The organism is Arthrobacter sp. zg-Y844 (genome assembly GCF_024385465.1).
Classification (GTDB): domain Bacteria; phylum Actinomycetota; class Actinomycetes; order Actinomycetales; family Micrococcaceae; genus Arthrobacter_B.
Window position 1 is genome coordinate 226,555 of the sequence record NZ_JANFLS010000004.1, and the last position, 25,367, is coordinate 251,921.

Consider the following 25,367-nt stretch of genomic DNA (forward strand, 5'->3'; position numbering starts at 1 on the left):
CCCGGTACCTCGGGTCCCACATACGGAGCCGGCGGCGTCGATGCCCTCTGAGACCGGGGCGTCCCCCCAGCCGCCGTCGGCTCCTTCCCGGGCGCATTCATGCGCCCGCACCAAAACCCCCACTATGCGCGTGACGCCAGCCCTGCACGACGCCGGTGAAGGAGCCGTTCGATGGAAGTTGCCGGACGCACCCTGACTGCAAGCAGCCGGAACCCCGGAAGTGAAACGGGAAACCAACTTGGCGAACCCCTCCTGGCGCAGGTCAAGAACGCAGTTGCAGGAGCCCTTGAAGCATTGTCCGAAGACCGGAGCGTGGTGGTGACGGGGGCCGCGGGAACAGGTAAGTCCACCGCGATGGCCGGTATCCTGGCCGGGCTCGGCGACCGCTACTCGGTGCTGCAGCTGCGCGGGGCGGCCTCGTGGGCCGAAAAACCCTTCGCCGGATTGTTCTGGCTGCTCAGCGAGCTGCCGCCTGAGGCACTGTCCGATCCGGTGTACGTACTCCAATTCCTCCGGCGGGTGTTTAAGGGCAAGGCTGCCGGACGGCGTCTTGTTCTTGCAATCGAAAACGTGGAGGACATGGATGCGGCAACCATCGCCGTCCTTCTCCAACTGTGCAGGACAGGCAGTGCCCTGATGCTGGCAACTGTCCGGGATCTCTCCGCCTGCACCAGCGAGTTCGTCCGATGGTGGTCCGAAGATTCAGTGCACAGGGAAGTCCTGGAGCCGCTGCGTCCCGGGGGAACCCGGGTGTTGCTCGAGGGATTGGCCGGGGGAACGGTTTCCAGCCGGCTGGTGGCCCAGGTACAGGCCCGGAGCCGGGGCAACCCACTGCTTTCCTCCGTGTTCCTGCGGGAACAGATGGACGCCGGGACAGTGGTCCGCCGGCGGGGAATATGGGTATGGACGGGGTCGGTGTCATATTCCGGCGCCCTCGCCGAGCGGGTGGAGGCGGAGACCGGCGGGCTGTCCACGGCGGAACGGTTCGCCGCAGACGTGCTCGCGGTCAGTGGCGCCCTTCCTATTCTTTTGCTCCTGCAGGTTGCCGATCCGCCGGCTGTGGAACGGCTTGAGCAGAATCTCCTGGTCTCCTCCGGATCAGCCGGTTTCCTTCGGTTCAAGGACCCGCTGCTAGCCGAGGCCGCGGCCGCACTGGTTCCGCCGGGCCGCGCCGCAGAGATCCGGTCCCGGCTTGCCTCGGTCCAGAGGCAGCAGAAAGCCGAAGACAACAGGGAGCCCTCACCTGCCGCGGAAATGGCTGCTGCACGGGTAGCAGCGCAGGAAGCAGGGAAATTGTCTCGCTCCGGCCGGTGGACGGAAGCCAGCGCAGCCGCGCAGGCGGGGCTGGAACTGGCGGACAGATGTGGAATAACCGGCCGCTGGCGCCGGGACCTCCTGTCGGAGCTGTTTTGTGTGTTCCTGCGCTGCGGCGAGCTGCGGCATGCGGCCGATGTCCTGGCAAAAACAGGCGAGGCAGTCGAGGGGATGGAGCTTCGAGGAGGCAATGACCTGTGCGAGGGCATTGTGCAGGTCCTGGACGGCCGCGCCGACCGTGCCTTGGACTCCCTGCAGCGGGCCGTCGCGCAGTTCGAGGCAGAAGGAACAGAGGACCTGGTTCCCCTCGCCGAATCGGCCGCAGCCTATGCCTGCGTGCTGCTTGGCGACGGCGATGCTGCCCGCGGCTACCTTACGGCGGCCGGCGCGGGCGCCCGGCAGCGTACGGGCGGTGCCAATGCTCCTTCCACGGATGCCGGCGTACGGACCTTCGACTGGGAAACCGCCCTCACCCGGAGCTTTTCCGGGTTGTGCGCCGTTTACGGCGTGACGATCCCCGGAGGCAACGGGGAGTTCACTACTGTCGCGGCACACGGCGGACCTGAGGGCCTTCCGGAGGCCATGCTGGTGTTGGCCGCTGCCGCGCTGCACGGCAGGCCTGGGGCAGCCGAGGAACTGCGGGAAGCAGCGGCCGGCTGCAGCGGGGAATCCGCGCAGATGTACCTGGAATTGGCCGAGGGGCTCACGGCGCTCCGACCCGCCAGCCTGCTCAGGGCAGCGGAGAGGGCGCACGGCCTGGGCCAGTATCTGACGGCACACGGGGCAGCCGGCGAGGCAGTCCGCCTGGCACGCGCGCAGTCGGACCGTGCGCGGCTGCGTGCAGCGCGTCGACTTGAGAACGCCAGTTACCGTTTGCTGCGGGCGGCCAACTCGGTTGCCGACCGTTTACCGGAACTGTCGGACTTTGAACGGGAGCTGGCACTCGGGGCAGCAGCAGGGAAGAACAGTTCACAGCTGGCCGGTGGCCTGCACCTCTCGCCAAGAACAGTGGATTGGCACCTTGGCCGCATCTTTCAGAAACTACGTGTTTCGGGGCGGGCAGAACTGAGGGAGTGCCTCGAGGCGGAGCGCCCCCGTAACTGATGAGTCGCCCTTTGCCCAGTGTTGGCAGCGTTACGGGTGGTTTGTACGGAAAAACCACGTAGGCACGAGCTGCCCCGGCACTATATTTCCAAGTAACCCAAGTGGCATCACTAGGGAGTGCTACTCGTGTAGTGCACACCCACCCTTTCTACTCTGGTGCACGGCAGCAGGGCCGAGTCCTACGCGGAATCCGCACACCGATGGTGCCTGGATGTGACAGCTCCCTGCCGAACATGTTCCAGAACCGCTTGTACGTGAACCGAAGAACGTTAACCGACAGAAAACGGGTCTCAAAGTGCAGCCTCATGAAGATCAACCAGCCTTTCCCGTTCTAACCGCCGCCGATACGCCGGACGCGGCAGCGGGCACGGGCGCCCGACAGCAGGCCCAGCCCGCCGTCGTCGGCAGGGAGCAGGTACTGGAAGAAATACTGCGGAACCTGTCCGGGGGCGCGCAGGGAACCGGCTGCCTGCTTGTGGGGGAGGCCGGTATCGGCAAGACCGCCGTGATGCAGCACGTGCTCCGCAACCTGCAGGAAGACACGTACATAGTGCAGGTGCGTGGCTCGGTATTTGCGGGGCGGACACCGTTTGGCGCACTGACGTTCCTGCTCTCGGACCTGGATCCGGAGCTTTCCAGCCATCCGGTGATGATCCTGCGCGGCCTCACGCAGCTGGTGTCGGAACGTTCCGGCGGCCGGCCGGTGCTCCTGTCCGTGGACAACGCAGAGGAGCTGGACGAGTTTTCAGCCATGGTGCTTACCCAGATGGTGCTTAACCGCAGCGCCGGCATGCTCGTGGCATTCCGCGATTTCAGTTCGGCTCCGGCGGAATTTGCGGGCCTGTGGCGGGACGGCATCCTGGAGCGGGTGGATCTTGAGCCGTTGAGCGTCCCCGAAACCGCCGCTTACCTCGGTTCGCTGCTGGGCGGTACGGTCTCGCGGGCAGCAGCAGCCGCAGTCCACGACCACGCCGGAGGGAACCCGCATCTGCTGGCGCTGGCCCGAACAGACTTCCAGGATGCCGGGCGGCTGAAACTGCATAACGGCACGTGGATCCTTGCCCCAGGCGAAGAAATCCGCGGTGGGCGGGTCGCTTCAGCAGTCATGGGCAACCTCTCCGACCTGCCGCCCGCCCAGACCAATCTCCTCCAGTTGCTGTCAATGGCGCAGTCGCTCCCGCTGCCCGTGGTCCTTGCCCGGCTGGACAGTGCGGATCTGGACGCGCTGCAGGAAAAGGGAATCGTGACACTCGATGCCCGTCCCGTTGTTGACGTGCTGATCTCTAATCCCGTAGTGGCACGGTCGGTTCGGGCTAGCCTGACACCGGCGCGGCAGCGGCAGCTCTTTGAAGAACTTGCGCCGGCGCTGAACACCGGCCTCGTCCTGGATCCGCTCGTCCTGGCCCGCTGGCTGAGTGCCATCGGCGAAGCGCCGTCCTTGGAACTGGTGCTGCGGGCTGCGCGTCTTGCCACCGCCTCGGGGCAGCCGGAGACCGCTGTCCGGTTGCTTTCGGAGGTCACCGACGGTGAGGAAAGCGCCGGGGCCGTCGTCGAACTTGCACGTGCACGCACAGCCCAGGGCGAATACGGGGCAGCAATGGGGGTGCTTGCGCGCTTCCGCGGCAGCGAATCGGTTCCGTCCGGCCAGGACCGGATCCGACTGCTGCTCGCCGAGGGCAAGGTGATGTGCATTGAGGCCACCGGACTGCGCGATCCCCGCTCCGCGGAAACTCCCGCGGAGCCGGCCCGGATGCGGCATACGGATCTCTTTGAGCAGGCGGAACAGGAGATCGCTGACCTCCGAGACAACGGGGGAGATGTCGCCGACCTGGTCAGGGAACTTGCTCTGGCCCGCGCCGAATGCCATTCCGCTCACGGCCGGTTCGTCGCCAACGCCACCTACCTGGCTGACCTGGAGCTCCCCGACGCGGGCTTCAGGATACTGCGTGCCGCCTGGCAGGCCGAGGCATGGAGCATGACCAACCGCCAGGATGACGCCGTCGAGCAGGCAGGCAAGGTGGAGCGGCTGCTCCAAGGCACGGAGCTTACTGCCGGTACCCGTGCCCGCGTGGTCAGCAGGCTGCTGCACACCTACGCGCTCACCGGGGCGCTCCCCGCCTGCGAGCGGTTGCTGGAGCGGTCTGCTGCAGAGGGAATGGAGGGCACGTACGCGGAACTGGCTGAAGGTTTACTGCATGCCTTCGCCGGCAGGCCGGAACCGGCACTCGCCGCACTGACGCCCGGGGTCAGCCAGCTGACGGTTAGCGGACCCGCGGCGTTCCTTCCGCTCGCCGCTGCCGCGGCAGCGTACTGCCACGCCGTGGAGGGGCGGAGCGAGGAAGCGCGCCGGTACCTCCAGGTACAGCGCTCGGCGGCGGACGGCGGCCCTTGGACGGTTCGCCGCGGTGCCCGGCACTTCGCGGCCCTGACCGAAGCAGCGCTTGGATCCGAGACGGGCAGTTCCCGTTTTTCCTCGCTGGCAGCGCAGGACCACCGGCGGGGAGCGTACGCCTATGAACTGCTGGCCCGGTTCACCGCCATGAGGCTGGGCGATGAGGAAAGCCTGGATGACGTCCTCTCGGTGGCGGCCAACCTGGAAGGGGACTTCGCCTCATTGTGCGAGCTTTATGCCAAGGGGCTGGGCAACGGAGACGCCCAGGTATTGCTGCGGGCGTCTGAGGTAGCCGCCGGGGTCGGGCATGTGCTGCTGGCCCGGGAAATCTCGGAACACGCCTTGAGCATCGCCTCGGGAGCCGGGGACCGCGCCACCGTCCGTTTTATCCACCGCAGCCGCCGGGTGGCAGCTCCCGATTCTCCGGCCGAAGCCGCGGACGAATTCCTGGGAGCACTTACCGCCAGGGAACGCTCCATCGCCCGGAAGGCTGTGGCGGGCACCAGCAACAAAAAAATCGCAGAGGAACTGGGCATCTCGGTCCGGACAGTCGAAGGGCATCTCTACCAGGTGTACTCCAAACTCCATGTGGGAAGCCGACGGGAACTGGCCCGAACAATTGCTGAGCAGTCAGGGGCGAAGAAATGACGCACTGGGGACAGGGGCGCCGGTTGTTCGGCCGCGAACGTGAACTTGCAGAGGTGACTAACAGGCTCTTGGATCCGGGGCTGCGCGGCGTAGTCCTGCTCGGAGCCGAGGGGATCGGGAAGTCCTCCCTCGCCGAACTGGCGGCTGAGCGCCTCAGCTCCATCATGGTTCCGTATTATGTCTGCGGGTCCCCGGTGTTGTCCCGGATGCAGTACGGCATCCTGTCCACCTATCTGGGTTCTGCCACGGCTGCAGAAATGGAGTCCCCGCTCGCGGTCCTGCGGACGGTGCGGGCGCATTTCCAGCGGTTGACGGAAACCAGCGGTATGCAGTCCCTGCTGGTGGTGGATAACGCCCAGCACATCGACGAGGCCAGCGCGCACCTGCTGACCCAGCTGGCCATGTCCGGAGAACTGCGGCTGATGGTCATTTCCCGCGCCCGGGCACCGCGGATACATGAGTTGCTCTCACTGGCCCGGGACGGTCTGCTGGCCCGGATAGACCTGGGACCGCTGTCCCGGCACGCCGTTCACGAGTTCTGCGTCAGCGCCCTCGGAGGCCCCGTACTCCAGGCCTCGAGCACACTGTTGAGCCGGATGTCCGGCGGCAACCCGCTGTACGTGAAGGAACTGTTGACCCGGGCCCAGCGGCAGCAGCGGCTTCTCGAAGTGAACGGTGCCTGGTACCTGGGGAAAGAACCCGACAGCCTCGACACCTCCCTGGTGGATCTGGTCAAGGGCATGCTGGCTTCGCGCAGCCCCGCAGAACGCAATGTCCTGGAAACGGTGGCGCTCGCCGAACGGTTGCCGCGGGCCGTTGTATCGGCGGTGTCCGACGACGACGCCGTCCGCTCGCTCTTGATCGACGGGATCCTGGAAATCCTGCCGGACCGGGATGAATCCGTACATCTGGTGCAGCCGCTGCATGAGCAGATCATCCGCAGCCTGGTTCCGGCCGCCCGCAGCTCCGAAATCCGTGCCCGGGTCCTGGGCCGCTACGAGCCCGGATCCCTGCTGGATACGGTGCAACCGGCCGGCCTGGATACCCTGCTCAGGTACGCGGAGTGGGCCCTCGACTGCGGCGAACGGCTTTCCGCCGAGGAGCTGCTGGCGGCGGCGCGAGCGGCAAACGGAATGTGGGAGGCAGCACGCGCTCAGCGTTTCGCTGCCGCCGTCCACCAGCCTGCCTTCCGTAAGGCCGCAGAAGTGGAGCTTGCAGTTTCGGCTGCCGCACAGGGCAGCTACGGACGCGCCCGAACCCACTTGGAAGCACTCAAGACGGGTGCGGGTGAGACCTGGGATCAGCGGAGCCTGCAGCGGGCTGCCTTCACAAGTGCGCTGATGCTCCGCCAGAGCAACGTGGACGCCGAGGAATTGAATGCCCTGGCACAGCGCTGGACCGACGTGGCAACCGGAATGGCCGCAAGGGAGATAGCGTCCGCCGGCACGCCGCCGGGAGTATCCGCCGGTGCTGGAGTGCTCACGGCCGCCGCACTGGTGCTCAAGGGGGACTACGCCGAAGCCCGCACCCGGCTGGCCGCCCTCGCCGGCGACGAGGAAGAACCCCGGTCTGCCGACGACGTCGAGCGGGCCGTGATCATCCACGCGCTCTATGCGGAAGTCCTGGGGGCATGCGGCGACGTGGGACCGGCACTGAAACAGGCGCAGGCCGCCGCGAACCTCCTCGCGGGCAGTGCCGGCCGGTTCCGGAGCTATGCCGGGTTCGTTTTTGTCCGCCATGCCCTCGCCCTGCTCCACGGCGGCCGGTTTGTCCAACTGGAACAGCTGATCGCCAAGATGCACACCGGACCCCAGTACCTGCTGACCGTGCTGGGAGGGACGTTGGGCGTTTTCGAAGCCGCCCTCGAAATCCACCGGGGGAGATTGCACGAAGGACTGCAGAGGCTGCGCCCTGCCGTGGAAGCGCTGCGCGACAAGGACCCCGAGCTGATGCTTCCCTACGCCCTCGGCTTGGCCGGCTACGCCTCGACGGTGGTCGGAGACGGAACTCCTGCCGCCGGGCCGGGCACCCAGGTATCCGCCGCAGGCTACCCTGGTCCCCGGCATTTGTGGCTCACCGCGCAGGCTTATGCGGCGGCTGCTGAGGCCTCCCAGTCCACCGAGGGGCCGACTTCCGGCAGGCTGGCGGTTCTTGCCGCCGAGGCCCGGGCGGCCGGGCTGCGCAGCAGCGAAAAGGACATCCTGGAACTGTGCCTTGCCGTGGGGGACCTGACCCAGGTGGGACGGCTGGCCGAGCTGACGGCGGACTTCGAGGGCGCAGAAGCCCAGGCCCTGCACGCCTATGCCGCGGCAGTCGCCTCCGGTAATCCGGACCGTATGGTTGCCGCCGCCGAGGACGCGATCGGAGCACAGAAGTACCTGGTGGCCGTGGAGAGCATTGGCCACGCCATCCGCTTCTACGGAAACCATGGAAACCTGCGCCGGCAGCGTGCGCTTATCCAGCAGCTGCGGCGGCGACGGGAGGAACTGGCGGGAGTAACCGTCTCCTACCTGAGTCCGTCGCTGCACCTGGTCCGGCTCACCCGACGGGAACACGAGATTGTGGCATTACTGTTGTCCGGGGCAACCACCAAGGATATTGCCGGCCACTTCACACTGTCCCAGCGGACCGTGGAGGGGCATGTGTACCGGATTTACGTCAAGCTGGGGATCAGCCGGCGGGCGGATCTGGAATCTGCCTACCGCGCCCTGGAACCGGGCCCCCGAACTGCGCCTCTGCTGTAATCGACCGTCCGGAAAGCCACGGTCGGAGCGTGCCGGTATGCGCACACGTAGAGGTACCGAGTACAAGACAGGTACTGCCGTTTGTCAGGGCGAGATCAGCCCGCTGACTTGAGTATCCGTTACGCGTGTCCGCCCTGCATTGCCGCTCCTAAATTGATGTCAGTTGGGTAGACGTTGATTTGGGAAAAGGGACGCCGGTCTCGGTCTGGGGGGAAAGATGGGCACTCGTCTGTTGCCGAAAGAACGCCGTCGTAAGGCGGCGAACGCTGTGCCCGCCGAGGCAAGACACAGGGCAGCCGAACGGACGGTATCCGAACGCAAGGCGCCAGATCTGGTGCATTTTTCCGCCACCGGTCCTCCCGGCGCGCATTCCGACGGCTCCGTTATGGCGCAGGTCCGCGGAGCAGCTGAAACCGTCCTGCCGGCGCAGCCTTTTGTCTTTCCGAGTTTCACCACTGCCAAGCCGTTCAGCAGGACCGGGCGTACCAGGAGCGCGGCAGTACTTTGGAACCGCCGTTACGCCCGAATCCTTTCGGTCTGTGACGCACTGATTGTCTTCGCTGCTGTCTTTGGCGGCTATCTCGTGCGGTTCGGGCTGGAGCCCGCCGTACTGCCGGTCGGCGTGTTCGAGACCAGCTACCTGGTGGTAGCGGCGGTCACGGGCTGCGCCTGGCTGCTGGCACTGTCTGTCTACCGGACCCGGGATAAACGAATAACCGGAATGGGCACCGACGAATACAAGCGGCTGGTGAATGCCACCGTCGCCCTATTGGGCGGGCTCGCCCTTGCCTCAGTCGCTTTCCAGTTCGACCTTGCGCGGGGCTATTTCGGCTTCGTGCTCTTCGCCGGCACTGCCGGGTTGGTCTGCAGCCGGTGGTTTCTGCGGCAATGGCTGGCCGGCCAGCGGCAACGCGGCCGCTACCTCTCGAAGGTGGTGGTTCTGGGCAGGCCGCGGGACGTCCGCTACGTCACCCACCAGATCGGGAGGAAGTCACGGGCCGCCTACCAGGTGGTGGGGGTGGCGCTGACCGGAAAGCCGCGGACCTGGCTGGAAGTAGACGGCACGCGCGTTCCCGTGGTGTCGGATGAGCACTCGGTGGTCGACGCCGTGCGGCGCGTGGGTGCCGACGCCGTCATTGTCGCGGGTCCCACCAAGGGCGGCAGCAAGTATGTACAGGAGCTTGGCTGGCAGTTGGAGGAATCAGCCACGGAACTGATCCTCACCACAGGACTGACCAATGTAGCCGGCCCACGGATTCACGCCCGCCCGGTGGAGGGACTGCCCCTGATGCACGTCGAGCTCCCGCAGTACGCCGGTGCCCGGCATGCCATGAAACGGACCCTGGACATAACCCTCTCCGGGCTGGCACTGCTGGTGCTGTTGCCGGTCTTCATCATCCTGTCCGTGCTGATCAAAAAGGACAGCCCCGGTCCGGTTCTCTTCCGCCAGGAACGCGTAGGGCGGGGCGGCCGGAAGTTCCTCATGTACAAATTCCGGTCAATGGTGGAAACCGCCGAAGATGATCTTGCCGGACTGCTGGACCGTAATGAGGGAGACGGCCTGCTCTTTAAAATGCAGCACGACCCGCGGGTCACCGACGTGGGTCGATGGATGCGCAAGTACTCCCTCGATGAGCTGCCCCAGTTCTGGAACGTATTCGTGGGCCACATGTCCCTGGTCGGCCCGCGGCCGCCCTTGCCCCGCGAAGTGGCCCGGTACGGCAACCGGGTGCACCGCCGCCTTTACATCAAGCCCGGCCTCACCGGTATGTGGCAGATCAACGGGCGGTCGGAACTCAACTGGAAAGACGGCGTCCGGCTGGATTTGTACTACGTCGAAAACTGGTCGCTTGCCGGAGACCTCATCATTCTCTGGCGTACGGTGCAGATGCTCCGCCGGCCAGTCGGCGCCTACTAGCGCGTGCCCGCCGGCTTCGGCTGGTCTCCCCAAGAAGAAAGCGGAAACCATGGAATCTTTCGTTACCGGAGCCGGTGCACCACGGCTGGTCGCCTCCTCCCGGGGGGACTGGCCCAGGCAACCCCGGCGGATGCCTCGGAGGCCGCACAATGCTGCGGCCTAAGCCCCGACCGGTAGGGGAAAACGCCGGCGCTGTCATCGATTTGTCCAAGGCACCCGGTTCCAAGGAATCCTGGGGAAAGCCACTGTATGTGGTGGCCCTGTGGTCCGCGTGTGAACTGGTCTTTGTCACGAACCCGTGGCAGATCAGTTCCCGTCTGCGGGTCGCTGTGCTGCGGGCCTTCGGGGCTGAGGTTGCCGACGGCGTGATCTTCCGTCCGCGCACCCGCGTCAAGGCACCGTGGAAGCTCCACATCGGTCCCCGGTCCTGGATCGGTGAAGGCGTGTGGTTCCACAACCAGGACGACATCTGGATCGGAGCCGACGTCGTCATCTCACAGGAAACGTTCCTGACCACGGGCAGCCACCGGGTCCGTACCGACATGGGGCTGGTGACCAGTCCCATCCGGGTTGACGACGGCGCCTGGGTCACGTCGCGCTGCATGGTGCTGGGAGGAACCCGAATCGGGAAGTCCGCAGTCATCCAGCCAATGACCGTGGTCAAGGGGACGGTCCCGCCGGGACAGGTCTTTGGCAGCGCCGTCGGACCGACCGGGCTCGGGGAACGGTTCGTGTCCGCCGCGGAGAGCAGCAATGCGGAACGGAAATCTTCGTGAGGGCCGCAGCCGGGTACCCGCTATGCGGCGCGGACTTCGCGCAGGGCGTCCTCCAGCAGCGGAAAGATCTTCCCCGCCAGGTAGTCATGGCCAAGGTCCGTGGGATGGACACCGTCCTCACTGATCAATCCGGTGTTGTCGCCGGCGAACCAGCCGGCCGCCAAGGCATCAACGTACCGGACGTCTTCCTCGCTGGCGGCCCGAGCCATGGCCTCGTTGTTGGCCTGGATGAAATCCGGAGCGGTGTCCTGGGGCCAGACCGGTCCGACGGCGACGATGCGGGCCCCCGGTGCACGGTCCCGGACGTCCGCGTACAGCGCCTTGGCGGCAACGTACATGGCATCGTCCGTCTGGAGGCCGTCATTCCTGCTGCCGAAAACCAGGACGACATCCGTATCCTCCCTCAGCCGGAGAGTGGCAATCTCCCGGAAGGTCAGACCTTCGATGCCGCGGGCTATGTAGCCGGACCCTGGCTGCGCCATGACGTTCAGTTCGACCGTATCGCCGCGGTCCGTGAACCGGGTGCCGACCAGCCGGGTCCAGTTAGCCGCCCCGCGGCCGCCTTCCACGGAACCCGCCGTGAAGGAATCGCCCAGGACATCGATTTTGACCACCGAATCTGCGAAGACCTCGCCTGTGCCGGGGCCTCCGGAAGACGGGCGCGGGGAAAGAGCCCGGCTGGTCTCCGGGGCCTGGGAAAGCGCGTACGCCGAGACCAAGCCGGCAGTCACGGCAAGGACCAGGAACCAGACGAACTTCCGGCCCTGCCGTCTCCTCCGGGAACGGCGCTTGGATGTGTGGCGTCCATGTCGAGTAGGCATTCCTGAATCGTAATCGAATAATCCCGTAAAAAGATGCTGACTCGGTCCATAAATACTTAATCCAGGGGGAGTACGTGGGTAAAATACCTGTTTTTCTTTTGAGTGAAACAAGCTATGCCAAAAATGTCTCAGTAATGTCGTCCGGAGCGCTCGGTGCGTCCTGTCGAACATTCCTTCAGGGCATCGCGGGATCGGGCCGAGCGGCTGCGATTGCCCCGTCTTGCCGCGTATTTTCCGGTACCTCCTTCCTTAATGATGGAGTTCAGCGCGAAAAAGGAGGCGGGCATCAAAACTTCGGGATTTGGTGCGAGCGGGCAGCCGGGGGATATGCTCCGGAGCGGTTTATGCGGCCTGCAGTCCTTGATTCACCCGTTTATTGGCATTGTGCGGGGCCGGGGCTGAAATCTGGACGCCGGATGGTGCAGAATGCATTCCTGTCATTCGGTTTTAGCGCTATTCGCGGAATTCCCGAAACGGACGGATACTGCCGGGACGGGCAGCAGCGAAACGCGGGGTCCGCCTCTCCCGCTGACCAGGGGAGCGGCAAGTGAAGGCGAGGGAGCAGGGTGCTTCCGGTGGACTGCTCACCTCCGTGCCAAAGACCGCTGCCGTACCAACCGTGGGCTCTGCTGCTCAAGAGAACCGGCGGCGGGACCGTTCGGGTCCGGCCCCGGCCGTCCTGCAGATCGGCGGGCTCGCGGGCACGGCAGCCGGTGGCGTATGGGTAGTGGCCCAGATGCAAAGTGATGCCCTGGCCGGACTGGGGGTGAAAGTCGACCTGGTCGGTGGCTGGTTGGGCGTTCCGCCGGCTACGCACGTCGGCGCAGCTGCGCCGCAGGCTCCGTCCCTCCCGGCGGAGCAGGGGCAGCCAGCGGTGGTACCCCGCCTCTTCCGGATGCGTCGGCCCGCACCGGGAGCCGGACTGCGGGCTCCGGTCAGTCTGGCACTGCCGCGCTACGTACTCAGAGCCGCAGCAGGGGCCGGTGTCGCGCACGTGCACCTCTGCCGGGATTTCGTGACCTGCGCTTCGGTGTTCCTGCTTGGCCGGGCCAAGGTGCCGGTGGTGGCCCAGGCGCACGGGATGCTCCAGCCGTCGCGGCGCCCCCTGTTGCGGGCTTTCGACCTGCTGATCACCCGCCGCATCCTGCGGATCCCGACTCTCTGGCTGACCCTCACCGAGGACGAGGAACGGGGGCTGGCTCAATTGGGAGTGGATCCCGCCCGTTTCCACCGTGTCGTGAATGCGACGGCGGAACCGCGGCAAAGGTGGTCGGACCCGGACAAGGCCGTGTTCCTGTTCGCGGCCAGGCTGGCACCGCGCAAACAGCCCGGGGTCTTCGTGCAGGCTGCCATACAGGCCCTGGACGCGGGACTGGACGCCCGGTTCGTCATTGTCGGACCTGATCAGGGCGAAGCAGCGAAGGTGCGCGCCTTGATTGCTGCTTCCCGGCACGCGGACCGTTTCGAGTTCGTCGGAGAGCTGCCGGCGGCCGGCGTCCAGGCGCGGATGGCGGCGTGCACGGCCTACGTCCTGCCCGCGCTGTCCGAGCCATACCCCATGACGGTGCTTGAGGCGGCTGCGCTGGGCACACCGCTGATCCTCACTGTGCAGTGCGGACTGGCTCCCTTAATGGCCCGGAAGGACGCCGCCGTCGTGGTGGAACCTGATGTTTCCACCGTTCGGGACGCGATGCTTGAGCTGGCCCGAAACCCCGCTGCCCGTGTGCGGATAGGTGGCAACGCGCGGCGAATTCACCGGGATAACTGGTCCACCCGCGCACTGGCCGAAGACCTGCTCACAACCTATCGCGGCGTAGCCGGGTCGGATGGAAGGCAGCTATGACAACCCTGTTGCCCGCCGGTACCGAGATCGAGAAGCGCTCGAGCGCCCGGTCCGCCGCCGCCATGGTGGCGTTCCTCGCCTTTGGCGTCGTGCTCCCACTGCTGGTCCGCGGCGCCAGCGCCGTTTTTTACACCGACACGGATTTCCTGATCCGCTACGCTGTCGTGCTCTACGCCGCAGTGAAACTTTCCCTCGTGCTTAGCCAACGGGCCATCCGCCCCGTCTCCGGTGTGTTCTGGATCTTCGTCTATACCTGTATGGGGGTGGCACCGCTCGCGCAGTTGACCACTGGGCGGTCCACAGCCCTCGCGATCCAAGTGGACGACCAGATGCTGACGGGGGCCAGCCTGCTTACCCTTCTGGGATGCGTCTGTTTCGACATCGCATACCACTCACGGCTGCGCCGGCCGCAGGCAGATAAGCCCCGGATGCGTGTGCACAGGCTGCGCGGCATAAGGGTCCTGCGCATGTTTTCCATTGGTGCGCTGGCTGCGGGACTGATTTATATCGTCCAGGTGGGAGGTATGGCCGTCTTTTTCCTCAGCAGGCAGGAGGCCGGCGCGGCACTTGATGCGATCAACCCGGACAGCGGCCAGGCCTTGCGGGCGATCATCTCCGGCGCAGGGTCGGTGGCCAACCTCTGCGCGCTTATCTTCTACATTCACGTGGTCCGTACCCGGGAGCATGCGCTGGTAATCCTGGACGTCATCCTCATGGTGGCGCTGGTGCTGATGAACGTCGTCGTGAACAACCCGATCTCCAATTCACGCTACTGGGTCCTGGCTGTACTGTTCGGGCTGGTCCTCCCGCTGATCCGGGGACGCAAGGCGCTGTTCAACCTTGCCATCCTGGGCGGAACACTTGCCTCGATCTTCGTTTTCCCGCTGTCGGACATCACCCGCCGGGCCGCCGGTACGCAGGCTCCGCTGCAGGTCGATTCGGTGTGGACCATGATCGCCACGAAGGATTACGACCAGTTCACCATGCTGGCCAACACCCTCGGCTATACCGCTGACCACGGACTGTCCTGGGGTATGCAGGCGCTGGGGCCGCTGCTTTTCTGGGTGCCGCGGGTGGGCTGGCCGGATAAGCCGTACGACACCGGTGTTGAGGTTGGCATCTGGATGAACAACTCAAATCTCAACCTGTCGGCGCCGCTATGGGCGGAGGCCTGGATCAACTTCGGACTGCTCGGCGTGGTGCTGGCCTTCGCCGGCCTCGGCGTCTTGGCCCGCCGCCTGGACACGGCGTACCGGGCAGACGTTTTGGGAATGGGATCCGTCGGGTATCTGGGTATCTCGATCTTTGCGGGCTACCTCTTCATCCTGATGCGCGGATCGCTGCTTCAGTCCATGGGCCGGCTGATGATCCTGGCGGTTTCCATCCTCATCCTGACCACCGTGGCCAACGGCCGCGAAAGGAGCACACCATGAGCGGGCCCCTGCCCCTGCCCCAGGCACCGGACCGCCCGGGATTCCGTGCCTCCTTTGACCAGCTGAGACAGGCGCAGAAAACCCGCAAGGGCGCCCCGTTGTATCTGCTCTACGTGAACCGGCCGGCCGGCCGCGCCGTCGCAGCGGCCCTTCGGGGAACCCGGATCGCCCCCAATCATGTGACCTGGGCCGGAGCGGTCCTGACCTACGGGTCGTTGGTCTGGCTGGCGCTCTGGGCGCAGCCCGAGCCGGCGGCAGCACTGGCGGGCGTGCTGCTCGCTGCCGGGTATGTCCTTGATTCCGCGGACGGGCAGCTGGCCCGGCTGCAGGGCAGCAGCACGGCCTACGGGGAGTGGCTGGACCACCTGCTGGACAACGGCCGGATAACGGTAATGCATGTGGCTGCTTTCTGCTTTCTCGCGCGGACAACGGATTACGACGTCGTGCTGCTGGCTCTCGCCTGCGGTGTTTTCCTGCTGGCCAGCTCTGTGATTTTCTTCGGGGGAATGCTCTTCGACCAGCTGGCCAGGAACGCCCGGACGGATCGCGGCCCGGGTCACGGGCCCGATGGGTGTTCCGGACAGGTCGCCGGCGCGAATCCGAATGCCGACCGGCGCCTGTTCGTCCGTTCCGTGGTGATGCTCCCCGCGGATTATGGAATTACCTGCCTGGCTTTCCTGGCGCTGCCCGCGCCTTCGGTCTTCCTCACCGTTTACCTCATCCTGGCCGCCGCACACGTTGTGCTCGGTGCCGCGTTCGTACGGCACTGGCGGTCCAAGCTCCTCCGGCTGCGCTGATGGGAGCAATGCGCCGCTTTGCCACCTTCGCCGACCAGGGTGTCTCGAGTGTGTCCAATTTCGTGGCCGTTGCCGTGGCGGCGAACGTGGCAGGCACCGGCGAGTTCGGCCAGTTTTCGCTCGCGTATGCCGGGTTGCTGCTGTTCCTCGGAGCGCAGCGCGCATTCGTGGGTGAAACTCTGCTGGTGCGCTACTCGCGCACCGGTGCCCTCAACGCACAGGTCATCGCCGCCAGCCTGGGCGGATCGGTACTCGTGGCCGTACCGGCGGCGCTGTTCCTGCTGGGAGTTGCTGCCCTCGCAGAAGGGCAGGACGCACTCCTGTGGATGGTCATGGCGCTGGCAGCACCGTTTATCCTGCTGCAGGACAGCCTTCGGTACCTCTTCATCTGTCAGGGACTGCCGGCACGGGCGCTGGCCATAGACGGGCTCTGGGCAGGCCTGTCCATTCCTGCCATGCTGCTGGCGGCGAACGCTGGCTGGTCCCTGGCTCCGGTGCTCTTATGGTGGATCGCGGGGGCGTTCGCAGCGTTGGTCGTTGGCCTGATACTTGTCCGAAGTGTGCCGGCTGTGATGGCCGGAGCACGCTGGCTGCGGCTGAACCGGGACTGTGCATTCCGTTATCTCGCAGAGTTCGCTGCCCTCAACGCCTCGAGCTTCGCGGTGCTGTATCTGCTGGTCTTTCCATTGGGGGCCGCCGGTGTCGGGGCACTGCGTGCGGCGCAGTTGCTGTTTTCGCCGCTGAACACGGTTTTCGGTGCAGTGAAGACGGCGATCATTCCGGAACTGGTGCGCTCGCGGGGGACGGCAGTGTTCCGGCGGCGGCTGCTGGAAGCCTCGGCGGTGGTGTGTGGACTCGCTGTGGCCTGGGGTGCTGCCGTACTGCTTCTGCCCGATGCTGCCGGGGAATTCGTATTGGGCGATACCTGGTCCAACGCCACGGAGCTGCGCTGGCCGTATGCCATGCACTACCTGGCCATGGTCCCTTACACGGTCATGCTGGCCTATTTCCGGGCCTCCGAGGCCAACCGGCTTTCCACCCTTATGCGTGCAGTCCTTGCCGGCCTAACCCTGGTACTGCCGCTCTGTTTCGCCCTGACGGGATCCGTGGTGGCCGCAGCGTGGGGCTTTGCAGGTGCCGTCGCCCTGGCCTCGGCCTGCGGCTTGCTCAGTCTGGCCGTCAGGCGCCGCAGCGGAGCTGAGGCAGCGATGACGCAGGAGGTCTCCAGCCGGTAGACGCGGGAGCCGCTGTCCGAACAGCCGGGCTGCACGGGCAGAAGGTACCGGTGCCCCATCAGGGGAGGAATGCAGGCAAAGGCCCGGCACCTGACCAGGGTGATCAGGTGCCGGGCCTTTGCCTGCCGCATGACACAGTGCGGTCCGTCGGGTCCGCAGGGGGACTGGGAATCAGCTCTTTACAGGGTGCTTCCGGCGGGCGCTGCGGCCCTCACCGCCGTGCACGATGGCAGCCTCAGCTTCGGCGATCGGCGACGACGGCTGGCCGCTCTGCTCCCCGTCCAGCGGGGACGCCGGAACGGCTCCGTAGCCGGCGAGGTACGCCGAGTTCGCATCCGGGCCCTTCCGCGGTATGCGGTTCAGGACGACCCCGATGACATTGGCTTTCACCAGGTTCAGCTGTTCAACTGCCTTGGACAGATTGTGCTGGCTGACCTTTGTCGCACCGACCACCAGCAGCAGGCTGTCCGTGTACCGGGTCAGAATAGTGGCGTCGGCGACCGGCAACACCGGCGGGGCATCAAAGATCACGACGTCGTATGCCTCCTCCATTTCCCCGATCAGCTTCTGCATGGTGGATGAACCCAGCAGTTCCGTGGGGTTTGGCGGCAACGGACCCGAGGTCAGGACGGACAAGCCGCCGTTGCCCCAGTGCTGCGCCGCATCGGAGAGGTTGGTACGCCCGATCAATACCGTGGTCAGTCCCACGGTTTGCTCCAAACCGGTGGCAGCGGCCACCGAAGGGAGGCGCAGGTCAGCGTCGACCAGCAGGACGCTGCGGCCGCTTTGCGCGATGCTCAGCGCCAGGTTCAGGGCTACTGTGCTTTTGCCTTCTCCGGCCTGGGACGACGTGACTACTACGGATTGCATCTCATGTCCGACGGCGGCGAACTCCAAGTTGGTCCGCAGCTGGCGGAACGCATCGCTGCCCGAGCCGCCGAGCACGAACGGTGCGGAGGAGACCCCGGGGGTCGCCGATTCAGTGATACCGCCCAGCAGCGCCAGCGAGGTGGACCTGCGCAGATCTGCTTCCGTCCGGACATGCCGGTCCAGGACGTTCCTCAGGATGGCTACCACCAGCCCGGCGGCCAGGCCGTAAAGCAGGCCGAGCAGCAGATTCAGGGAAGTCTTGGGGCTGGACGGGCTGGCCGGTGCCTGCGCAGTGTCCACTGAGGACAGCCGGACCGGCGAGGGCAGTCCGTTGGTGGGACGCTCCAGGTCTGCCACGGACACAATCAGGCTTGAGACAACGCCGTTGGCAATTTCCGCGGCACGCTCAGGAGAGGAGTCGACGGCTTCGATCTCAATGATCACCGTGTTGCGGGAGGTCGAGGCTTTGACGTTCTTCGCCAGCTCCGGCGCGGTGGTGTCGAGGCCGAGCTTTTCAATCACCGGGTCCAGGACCTGCGGCTTCCTGACCAGGTCGACGTAGGACTGCACCCGGGCCAGCGCGAAAACACTGCCCTGCTGTAGTTCGGCCGATGACTCCACGTTTTGGGTCGAGACAAAAATACTGCTGTTTGCGGTGTAATCCTTCGGCATGATGACAGACACCACGCCGGCCGTGATCAGGCCAATAAGAGCGAATGAAACAATAAGCATCCAATTTCGTCGCAGGACGAGAATCTGTTCGCGCATATCCATTGGTTACCCCTTCCCTTGGATAAGATGGCTGGTTGGTTGCGGTGCTTGGTGGATCCGGCGCCTCATGAGCGGAACCAGGAGTGGCACTGGCTGGAATCCACCCGTGCGGCATCTGCCCCGATAGTGACCGGTGCGGAGCCGTCGTAGTTTCCGATCAGCGCGCCGGACCCGGTATAGATCGAGATGCTGCATCCGTCGATGCCTGTGTAGGCACGGTAGGTGCCGGGAGCGATGGAGGGTTCTTCTGCGTGGGGTGCGGGCTCGCCCACAATGAAAACCCCGTCCGGGAATCCGAGTGCGGATGCCTCGAGCTCCGGCAGCAGGTCCGCGCACAGAGCATTGATCGCGTCGGCCATCTCGGTCGAGGGATTCGTAATCAGCTCGCTGACCACGGCCTCGGGATCGGATGCCTTTGCGCTCAACAGAACGTCGCATCGTTCCTGGCCGACCTGCAGTACGGCGTTAGGATCAACGCCCTCGGGCACCTTGCCCTCGAGGAAGACCTTCTCGGCGTCGTTGAAGGTGGGCTCCGGTGCCGGCTGCGGGGACTGGTCGCCGGTGGGCTGTTCCTCCGCGTCAGGAGCGCCGGACGGGGATTCGGCGGCGGTGCTGCCGCCGCCGGACGGGGAAGGGGGTGCGGAGGGGATGGAGCTGGCCGTAGCCTTCGGGTTTCCCTGCCCGGGATCGGAGGAACTGCAGGCTGTGGCCGTCCCCAGCAACGGAACCAACAGCCCGGCGGCGAGCAGACGTGCCGCCACGGGTTGTTTACTGAGACCTGTTTTCATGCGATGCGCTTTCTCTTCAAGGCGGAACGTGTGCCCCGCCGGCCGGATGTCAGGGGGCGAAGACGAGGGTCAGGACCGGACGGCGGGTGGATGATGCTTCTCTGGTGTAGAACCACGCGTTGTCCGTGCCGGTACTGGTGATGCCCAGGTTCACCGGTCCGGCCAACAGCGCGGAGACGGCCTCCGGATCAAGGTTGATGGTGTAGGCACTGTTCACTGCGGTAGGTGCGATGCTGCCCAGCAGGGTCGAAGCCAGAGCCGGCCTGGTGTTCCAACTGGTAGCCGCCTCCGACCAGCTGCCGGTAACGGAGTGGATTGTGTGCTGGTCCACCGATCCCGCGATGGACTCGGTCGTGGTGTAGAGCCGGAGGGTGGCCGATTGCAGGCGCATCCCGTCCGGCACTTCGGTGCCGGGCAGGAACCGCAGATACGAGGTGTAGCCAAGGTTGCCGCGGGAGGCCATGGTGACGGGGGAGCCGAACGCCGAGTTCGGTGCTGCTTGATTAACGTAGGTGTCCTCCGACGGCGTCAACGTCAGCGTGACCGGCTGCACGGGGACTTCGGCGGTGGGAACTGTTGCGGAGGCCGGCGCCGAAGCCGGTCCGCTGTTCTCCGCGGCGTCAACTGCCACGATCCGGTAATGGTAGGTCCCTGGTGCCAGTTCCCTGTCCTCGTAGGACAGTGCCGTTCCGGGCACCGTGGCCCGCAGGGTTCCTGCGGACGGAGTGAAATCCTCCACGGTGGACCGATGGACCCGGTACCCGGTGACTCCAACATTGTCGGTGGCAGCGGTCCAGCCCAGATTCACGGTGGTTCCCGAGAGGGAGGCAGTTGCACCTCCCACCGCCGACGGCGGCGTGCTGTCCGGAGCCGGGGCGCCTCCGCCGGCGGCTGTGTAGTGCGCCTGCACCGTGGCCTGGCTCAGGGCCGTGGGGTAGACGGCGAATTCATCAACGCTGCCCTTGAAATACCGGCTGCGGGGCATCTGCGGCCACGTCGAGCCCAGCTGGTCTCCGCCGATCCGCCAGGATCCGGCGACCGATTCGTTGGTGGTCACCTCGTTCGCGCCCACCTGCACGCCGTCGACATAGAGAACCATGCCGTTGGGCCCCTGGGTGGCGACCACATGATGCCAGGCGTCGTCGTTGTAGGTAGCGGGCGAGACGAGCGTCTGTGCACTGCCGTTCCAGACCCCGAAGATCAGGTTGCCGGCGTTGTTCATGTAGACGTGCCGGTCGTAGCTGCTGCTGAGGCCGGGGGAAGTATTGTTTCGGCGCGGCTGTCCGTTGCCGAAGCCGAAGATTTTTCCGCCCGTGGTGGTGTCGGTCCGGAACCAGGCCTCTGCACTGAACACCTTGGGCGGGGTGACCCGCTGCGGGCCGTAGACGAAATCGTCCACACCGTCGAAGCTGGTGGCCCGGTTGGCGTCGCCGGCAAGTGCGCCGGCGGCTGAGCCCATGACGGGAGAGCCGTAGGGCAGACCCATCCGGTCGCCTGCGGAATCCGGCGCGGCGGCAAAGGAGTCGCCGAGGCGCCAGTAGGTTTCCGCGCCGTCCGCGCGGACCCTGGAGGAGTAGGCCTGCGCCGTGGTGGCCGTGGTGATCTGTACCTGGGCCGAGAGCGGTCCCGCGTGTCCGTCGGGATCGTTGGCGCGGACCCGGTAGGAGTAGCTGACCCCGGGTGTCGCGGTGGTGTCCGTGAATGAGGCCTGCGGCAGGTTCCACCAGAGAGAGGACGCCGCTACGGTGCGCAACGGGGTGGAGGATCCGTTGCGGTAGATGCTGTAGGTCAGCTCCGAGTCGTCGGGGTCTGTTGCCGTCTGCCAGCGGATGGTGTTCTGCCCGACGGCGCGGGACTCGACGCTGACGAACCGGGGTGTGCCGGGGCCGGCGGTGCCAGGACCGGGGCCGAACCGGGTCAGGCTTTGCTGGGCCTTGCCGTTGGTGGTGGTGAACTCCCCGCCGACCCACAGCACGTCGTTTGATCCGGTGGTGGTGTGTGCAAGGGTCCGCGGACCGATGCCTTCACCCTGCCCGTCATTGGTCAGGGGGTTCCACTGCATCATGGGGGAGGGGTTGTCCACGTCCTGGGCACTGAGGTGGATCCGGCTTCCATCGGTGAATGAACCCATGCTGCCGCAGTCGTGGGAGTGATGCGCGGCGTAGAGGCTGTGCTGGTAGATGGACACGGCCTGCGTGGCACCGAGGCAGGTGTCCCTCCAGACCTGGTCATACGTGCCCAGATCGAGGCGGGCCCGTCCGTCGAAGACACCACCACCGGTTCCTTCGTTGCCGATGTAGAAGCTGGTGGCATCGGAGGTGATGGATTTCACTACTGACGTTCTCGGAATGAAGAAGTTCGGATATGTCCTGATGTTGCTGCCCGAGACCGGGTCCAGGACTGCCAGGGACTTGGAGTCGGTGCCGTTCATGGTCGTGAAGTCTCCGCCGGCGATGACCACGTTCTTGGCGGGCGGGACGTGCAGGGCCCGGATGGGCAGGTCCGCCGACGGGGCCCAGGGCAGCAGTGCTCCGGTCGGAGTGACGGCGGCGAGGCGCTCACGGGGGGTGTTGCGGACGGTGCGGAAGTCCCCGCCGAAATACACGGTGTCGCTGGTGGCGTCGATGGCGCGGACGGTGGCGGAAACGCCGCCGGGATTGAAGCTGGTTTTGACGGTGCAGCCGGGCAGGTTGATCGCGGCGATGCTTGAGGCATTGACGCCGTTGACGGAGCTGAAGCTGCCGCCGATGTAGAGGGTTCGCCCGTCAGGGGAAACATCCATGGCGCGGACGGTGCCGCTGCCGCCGGTGACCGAGAGGTTGCAGTTGGTCGGGTTCCCTGTGTAGGCGTCGAAAGCGGCGAAGTTCACGGCGCTGCGTGTTCCGGTGCCGCCGGCGGTGGTGCCGGGCGGGCGGATGGCGGTGAAGGTGCCGCCGGCGTAGACGATGCCGTTGGACTGTGCCAATGCCCAGACGATGCCGTTGGTCTGCCAGGTGGGCAGGTCGGTGGCAGAAAAAGCGACGCCGGGGCTAATGGCAGACGCCGGCGTTGCTGTCCCTGCCAACGTGGTTGCTGCCAGGGCCGCAACCGCCAATAGAGCTGCTAATGATTTACGCACGCCACGCCTCGTTTACATGGGGTCGGGACGATTTGCCCGAGACTGTGAGCATCGTAGCCATGCGGAAGAGGCCGTTTGCACGGTGTCCATTACCCGACTTGTGCCCGACGTTACGCGGCATCCGCGCACCGGTACCCGTGTTTGCAGTGAGGTTACTCGAAGCCGAAAAATGCCCTTTACCGCCGGTTCCCGGGACTGGAAGATAAGCCGGAAAGTCACTGTCGCAGCTGGGGGTCCATAGGTCATGCCTGTAAAAGTCGGTTACGCCTCGGGCGTCTACGATCTCTTCCATATCGGCCATTTGAACCTGCTGCGTGAGGCCCGGGACCGGTGTGATTTCCTTATCGCCGGCGTCGCTTCGGCGGAAATGTCCCAGCGGCTTAAAGGCACCACCCCGGTGGTTCCGCTGGCCGAGCGGCTGGAGATCGTGCGCAGTATCCGGTTCGTGGACGCCGTGGTGGTGGATGAACACGTGAATAAGGCCGAGACGTGGCGCGAAGTCGGATTCAACGTTTTCTTCAAAGGCGACGACTGGCGGGGCACACCGAAGGGCGTACGTCTGGAACGGGATATGAAGCTGATCGGTGTCGAAGTCGTCTACCTGCCGTATACGGCAACCACCTCTTCTACGATGCTGCGCCGCGCGCTGAGCGCAATCACCGGTTTACCCGGCGACTCTGCCCTGAACGCATGAAACACCGCGGCACTCCCGGCCTGGGCGCCCCGGCGCCCTCCGGGCCGAGCCGCCGCAGCGTATTGGCCTTGGGAACCATCGGCCTGGCCTTGGCCGGATGCATGCCCAAGGACGTGGATCCGGACGCCGGTGCCTCCGAAGAGACCCCCGCGGCAGCCCAGGTGCACACGGTGCGCTCACTCTTCGATTCGCATCCCTTCCAAGTGGCCCACCGCGGATCCTGGGACAACTGGCCCGAACACACAATGACTGCCTACCGGGAAGCGGCCCGTGCCGGGGCTCCGGCCCTGGAAGTTTCGGTGTGCTCGACGGCGGACGGCACCCTGGTCTGTCATCACGACATCGATACCGGAAGAACCACCGGGCAGAACCTGGTCATTGGCGATACGACCTGGAAAGACCTGTCGCGGCTGCGCGTCGACGCCCGGCCGTGGCTGGGCCCGCACATGCCGGTGGAACCGATTCCCCGGCTGCAGGAGGTCCTGGACGCGTTCGCCGGCACGCATGTGATCTTCCTCGAGGACAAGCAGGGCACCAACACCAAAGCCCTCCTGGACTTGATGGACACCTATCCGGATTCGCGCCGGCACATCATCTGGAAGCAGTCCGCAGTTGCAAAGCAGATTCGTGCGGTGACCGAGCGGGGATACGACAGCTGGGGCTACTTCACCGAGGAACAGATGTCCTTGCTGCCGGATAACTCTGAGCGGTTCACGTTCCTGGGAATCAACACCCTCGCCACGGACGCGGAGATCACCGCCGCGGTGGCAACGGGGAAGCCGGTGATCTGCTGGGAGGTCCACTCCCGGGCGGAGCGGGACCGGCTGATCGGGCTTGGAGTCGCGGGGCTCATGAGTGCCAACGTTCCCTATCTGTCGGTCCGGACCTCGCCGGAGACCGCCGATCGCTTCGGGGATGGTCTCCGGGCAGCCGGGGACCTCCCCTGGACAGTGAAACAAGGGTGGGACGTGCAGCCGCAATTGGACGCGGACGAAGGGGTGCTTCGGCTCCACGCCCCGGTGAACAGCAGCTACCGGATGGGGTCCATGGGGCCGGTGGAGCAGGACGTGTACAGCATTGAGTTCGAGATGCGCTGGCCGGGACAGCTTCCCGGCGTCGAAGGGCACGCCGGCCTGGCGTTCGGGCAGGATAACGACCTGCCCTACCGGGTGCTGATACCGAGCGAGGTGGGCGGCTACCACCTCGTGTTCCGGCCGAACGGGGAAATGGCACTGCTGCTGCGCCATTCAGGCGAACCAAACGGCCTGCGGCTCGCCGTCCTGGAGACCGAGCCGGCCAAATCCGGCGAATGGCTCTCGTTTAGAGTCGAGATAGCCCCCGACAGCCTGCGCTTCTCCCGCCGGGACAGCTCCGGATGGGCAGGCATGGCTGTCGAACGCAGCTACCGCGGCGGTTACTTCAGCCTCACCCGCAACTATGCCGGGGATTTCCCGGTGGAGTTCCGCAATGTGGCAATCACCTGATCGGCAGTTCCGGCCGCACACCCCGCCGCGCACCCCGCCGCAGCAACGCGGCCATCCCGATCCCGGCCAGCGCGCCGGCGCAGTTGAACAGGACGTCCCTCGCGTTGCCCACCCGCTCGGGCAGGAACAGCTCCTGGGCCAGTTCGCCGGTTCCGGACAGCACGGTGCAGATCAACAAAGCGATCCACCACCGCTGCGGTGCCATAAGGCGGGCCGCCATGAAACCAAGCGGCACGAAGAGCGCCACGTTTGCGGAGGCCTCGAGGACGGCGTAGCTCAACCCGGGCAGGCCCAGCTCCTCGAGCCGCTGCAGGGCCCTCAGCAGCCTCCCGTACAACGGGCGGTCGACCGGTGTAGGCCACAGGACCACCGCAAGAATGCCGGCTGCAAGCACCACGGCGGCAGCAGCTTTGGCTGCCCGGCGGATCCGGTAGCTCGGAGGGCGCTCGGTGGATTTCCTGCGCATGTTCCTTCCCGGCTGTCCAAACGTCTTTGGCTGGAAAGCTACCGGTTGGGAGGCGGAACCTTAACGCGGGCCCATACCCGGTTTTGTGCTGGCCTTACCTACTCCTGCGGCGGCACCGTCCGGCGCATCGCCGTCGTACGGCCCGGTGCCC

General features: G+C 65.7%; 16 protein-coding genes. 11 read left to right on the plus strand and 5 right to left on the minus strand.

Annotated features, from left to right (window positions below; translation table 11 throughout):
- Positions 1 to 171 precede the first annotated feature (171 nt).
- From NNX35_RS13505 to NNX35_RS13525, 5 genes are all read left to right on the plus strand, one after another.
- Positions 172 to 2,418: a LuxR C-terminal-related transcriptional regulator gene (locus NNX35_RS13505; RefSeq protein ID WP_255868037.1), complete on the plus strand. Its 2,247-nt coding sequence runs from the start codon at positions 172 to 174 to the stop codon at positions 2,416 to 2,418.
- Positions 2,419 to 2,713: 295 nt separating this feature from the next.
- Positions 2,714 to 5,458, plus strand: coding sequence for a LuxR family transcriptional regulator (locus NNX35_RS16225; protein WP_255767026.1), 2,745 nt, complete (start codon positions 2,714 to 2,716; stop codon positions 5,456 to 5,458).
- Entirely contained in the window at positions 5,455 to 8,202 is a 2,748-nt protein-coding gene (locus tag NNX35_RS16230) for a LuxR C-terminal-related transcriptional regulator (protein WP_370647065.1), read from the plus strand. The genes NNX35_RS16225 and NNX35_RS16230 overlap by 4 nt, the downstream gene beginning before the upstream one ends.
- 334 nt (positions 8,203 to 8,536) lie before the next feature.
- Positions 8,537 to 10,120: a sugar transferase gene (locus NNX35_RS13520; protein ID WP_255767029.1), complete on the plus strand. Its 1,584-nt coding sequence runs from the start codon at positions 8,537 to 8,539 to the stop codon at positions 10,118 to 10,120.
- A 149-nt stretch (positions 10,121 to 10,269) separates the two neighbouring features.
- Complete coding sequence (locus tag NNX35_RS13525) at positions 10,270 to 10,896, plus strand: acetyltransferase (protein ID WP_255767030.1); 627 nt, start codon at positions 10,270 to 10,272, stop codon at positions 10,894 to 10,896.
- Positions 10,897 to 10,916: 20 nt separating this feature from the next.
- On the opposite strand, the gene NNX35_RS13530 is transcribed toward NNX35_RS13525, so the two are convergent.
- Entirely contained in the window at positions 10,917 to 11,717 is an 801-nt protein-coding gene (locus NNX35_RS13530; protein WP_255767031.1) for an SGNH/GDSL hydrolase family protein, read from the minus strand.
- Positions 11,718 to 12,309: 592 nt separating this feature from the next.
- Between NNX35_RS13530 and NNX35_RS13535 the strand changes: the two genes are divergently transcribed.
- From NNX35_RS13535 to NNX35_RS13550, 4 genes are read left to right on the plus strand one after another with little or no spacing between them, the layout of a single operon-like run.
- Positions 12,310 to 13,560: a glycosyltransferase gene (locus NNX35_RS13535; protein WP_255767032.1), complete on the plus strand. Its 1,251-nt coding sequence runs from the start codon at positions 12,310 to 12,312 to the stop codon at positions 13,558 to 13,560.
- The gene (locus tag NNX35_RS13540) at positions 13,557 to 14,993 is read left to right on the plus strand and encodes an O-antigen polymerase (protein WP_255767033.1); all 1,437 of its coding nucleotides are present in this window, start codon (positions 13,557 to 13,559) and stop codon (positions 14,991 to 14,993) included. Before NNX35_RS13535 ends, NNX35_RS13540 begins: the two co-directional genes overlap by 4 nt.
- Positions 14,990 to 15,790, plus strand: a complete 801-nt coding sequence (locus NNX35_RS13545) for a CDP-alcohol phosphatidyltransferase family protein (RefSeq protein ID WP_255767034.1) — start codon at positions 14,990 to 14,992, stop codon at positions 15,788 to 15,790. The genes NNX35_RS13540 and NNX35_RS13545 overlap by 4 nt, the downstream gene beginning before the upstream one ends.
- Entirely contained in the window at positions 15,790 to 17,025 is a 1,236-nt protein-coding gene (locus NNX35_RS13550; RefSeq protein WP_255767035.1) for a hypothetical protein, read from the plus strand. The genes NNX35_RS13545 and NNX35_RS13550 overlap by 1 nt, the downstream gene beginning before the upstream one ends.
- Before the next feature lie 171 nt (positions 17,026 to 17,196).
- Here the strand turns inward: NNX35_RS13550 and NNX35_RS13555 are convergent, their stop codons facing one another.
- The 3 genes from NNX35_RS13555 to NNX35_RS16095 all read right to left on the minus strand — a co-directional run bounded on the left by NNX35_RS13555 (position 17,197) and on the right by NNX35_RS16095 (position 22,548).
- Positions 17,197 to 18,663 (minus strand): polysaccharide biosynthesis tyrosine autokinase, encoded by a 1,467-nt coding sequence (locus tag NNX35_RS13555; protein WP_255767036.1) that lies wholly within the window; start codon positions 18,661 to 18,663, stop codon positions 17,197 to 17,199.
- Between the two features lie 68 nt (positions 18,664 to 18,731).
- Positions 18,732 to 19,427, minus strand: coding sequence for a hypothetical protein (locus NNX35_RS13560; RefSeq protein ID WP_255868038.1), 696 nt, complete (start codon positions 19,425 to 19,427; stop codon positions 18,732 to 18,734).
- 76 nt (positions 19,428 to 19,503) lie between these two features.
- Positions 19,504 to 22,548 carry a LamG-like jellyroll fold domain-containing protein gene (locus tag NNX35_RS16095; protein WP_304661232.1) on the minus strand — a complete coding sequence of 1,015 codons (3,045 nt, stop codon included), beginning with the start codon at positions 22,546 to 22,548 and terminating at the stop codon, positions 19,504 to 19,506.
- Between the two features lie 268 nt (positions 22,549 to 22,816).
- On the opposite strand from NNX35_RS16095, the gene NNX35_RS13570 reads away from it, so the two are divergent.
- Together NNX35_RS13570 and NNX35_RS13575 are read left to right on the plus strand one after the other, a co-directional pair.
- Positions 22,817 to 23,266, plus strand: coding sequence for an adenylyltransferase/cytidyltransferase family protein (locus NNX35_RS13570; RefSeq protein ID WP_227924308.1), 450 nt, complete (start codon positions 22,817 to 22,819; stop codon positions 23,264 to 23,266).
- Positions 23,263 to 24,750: a glycerophosphodiester phosphodiesterase family protein gene (locus tag NNX35_RS13575; RefSeq protein ID WP_255767038.1), complete on the plus strand. Its 1,488-nt coding sequence runs from the start codon at positions 23,263 to 23,265 to the stop codon at positions 24,748 to 24,750. The genes NNX35_RS13570 and NNX35_RS13575 overlap by 4 nt, the downstream gene beginning before the upstream one ends.
- Here the strand turns inward: NNX35_RS13575 and NNX35_RS13580 are convergent.
- The gene (locus tag NNX35_RS13580; RefSeq protein ID WP_255767039.1) at positions 24,743 to 25,216 is read right to left on the minus strand and encodes a VanZ family protein; all 474 of its coding nucleotides are present in this window, start codon (positions 25,214 to 25,216) and stop codon (positions 24,743 to 24,745) included. The genes NNX35_RS13575 and NNX35_RS13580 overlap by 8 nt on opposite strands.
- Positions 25,217 to 25,367: the final 151 nt, after the last annotated feature.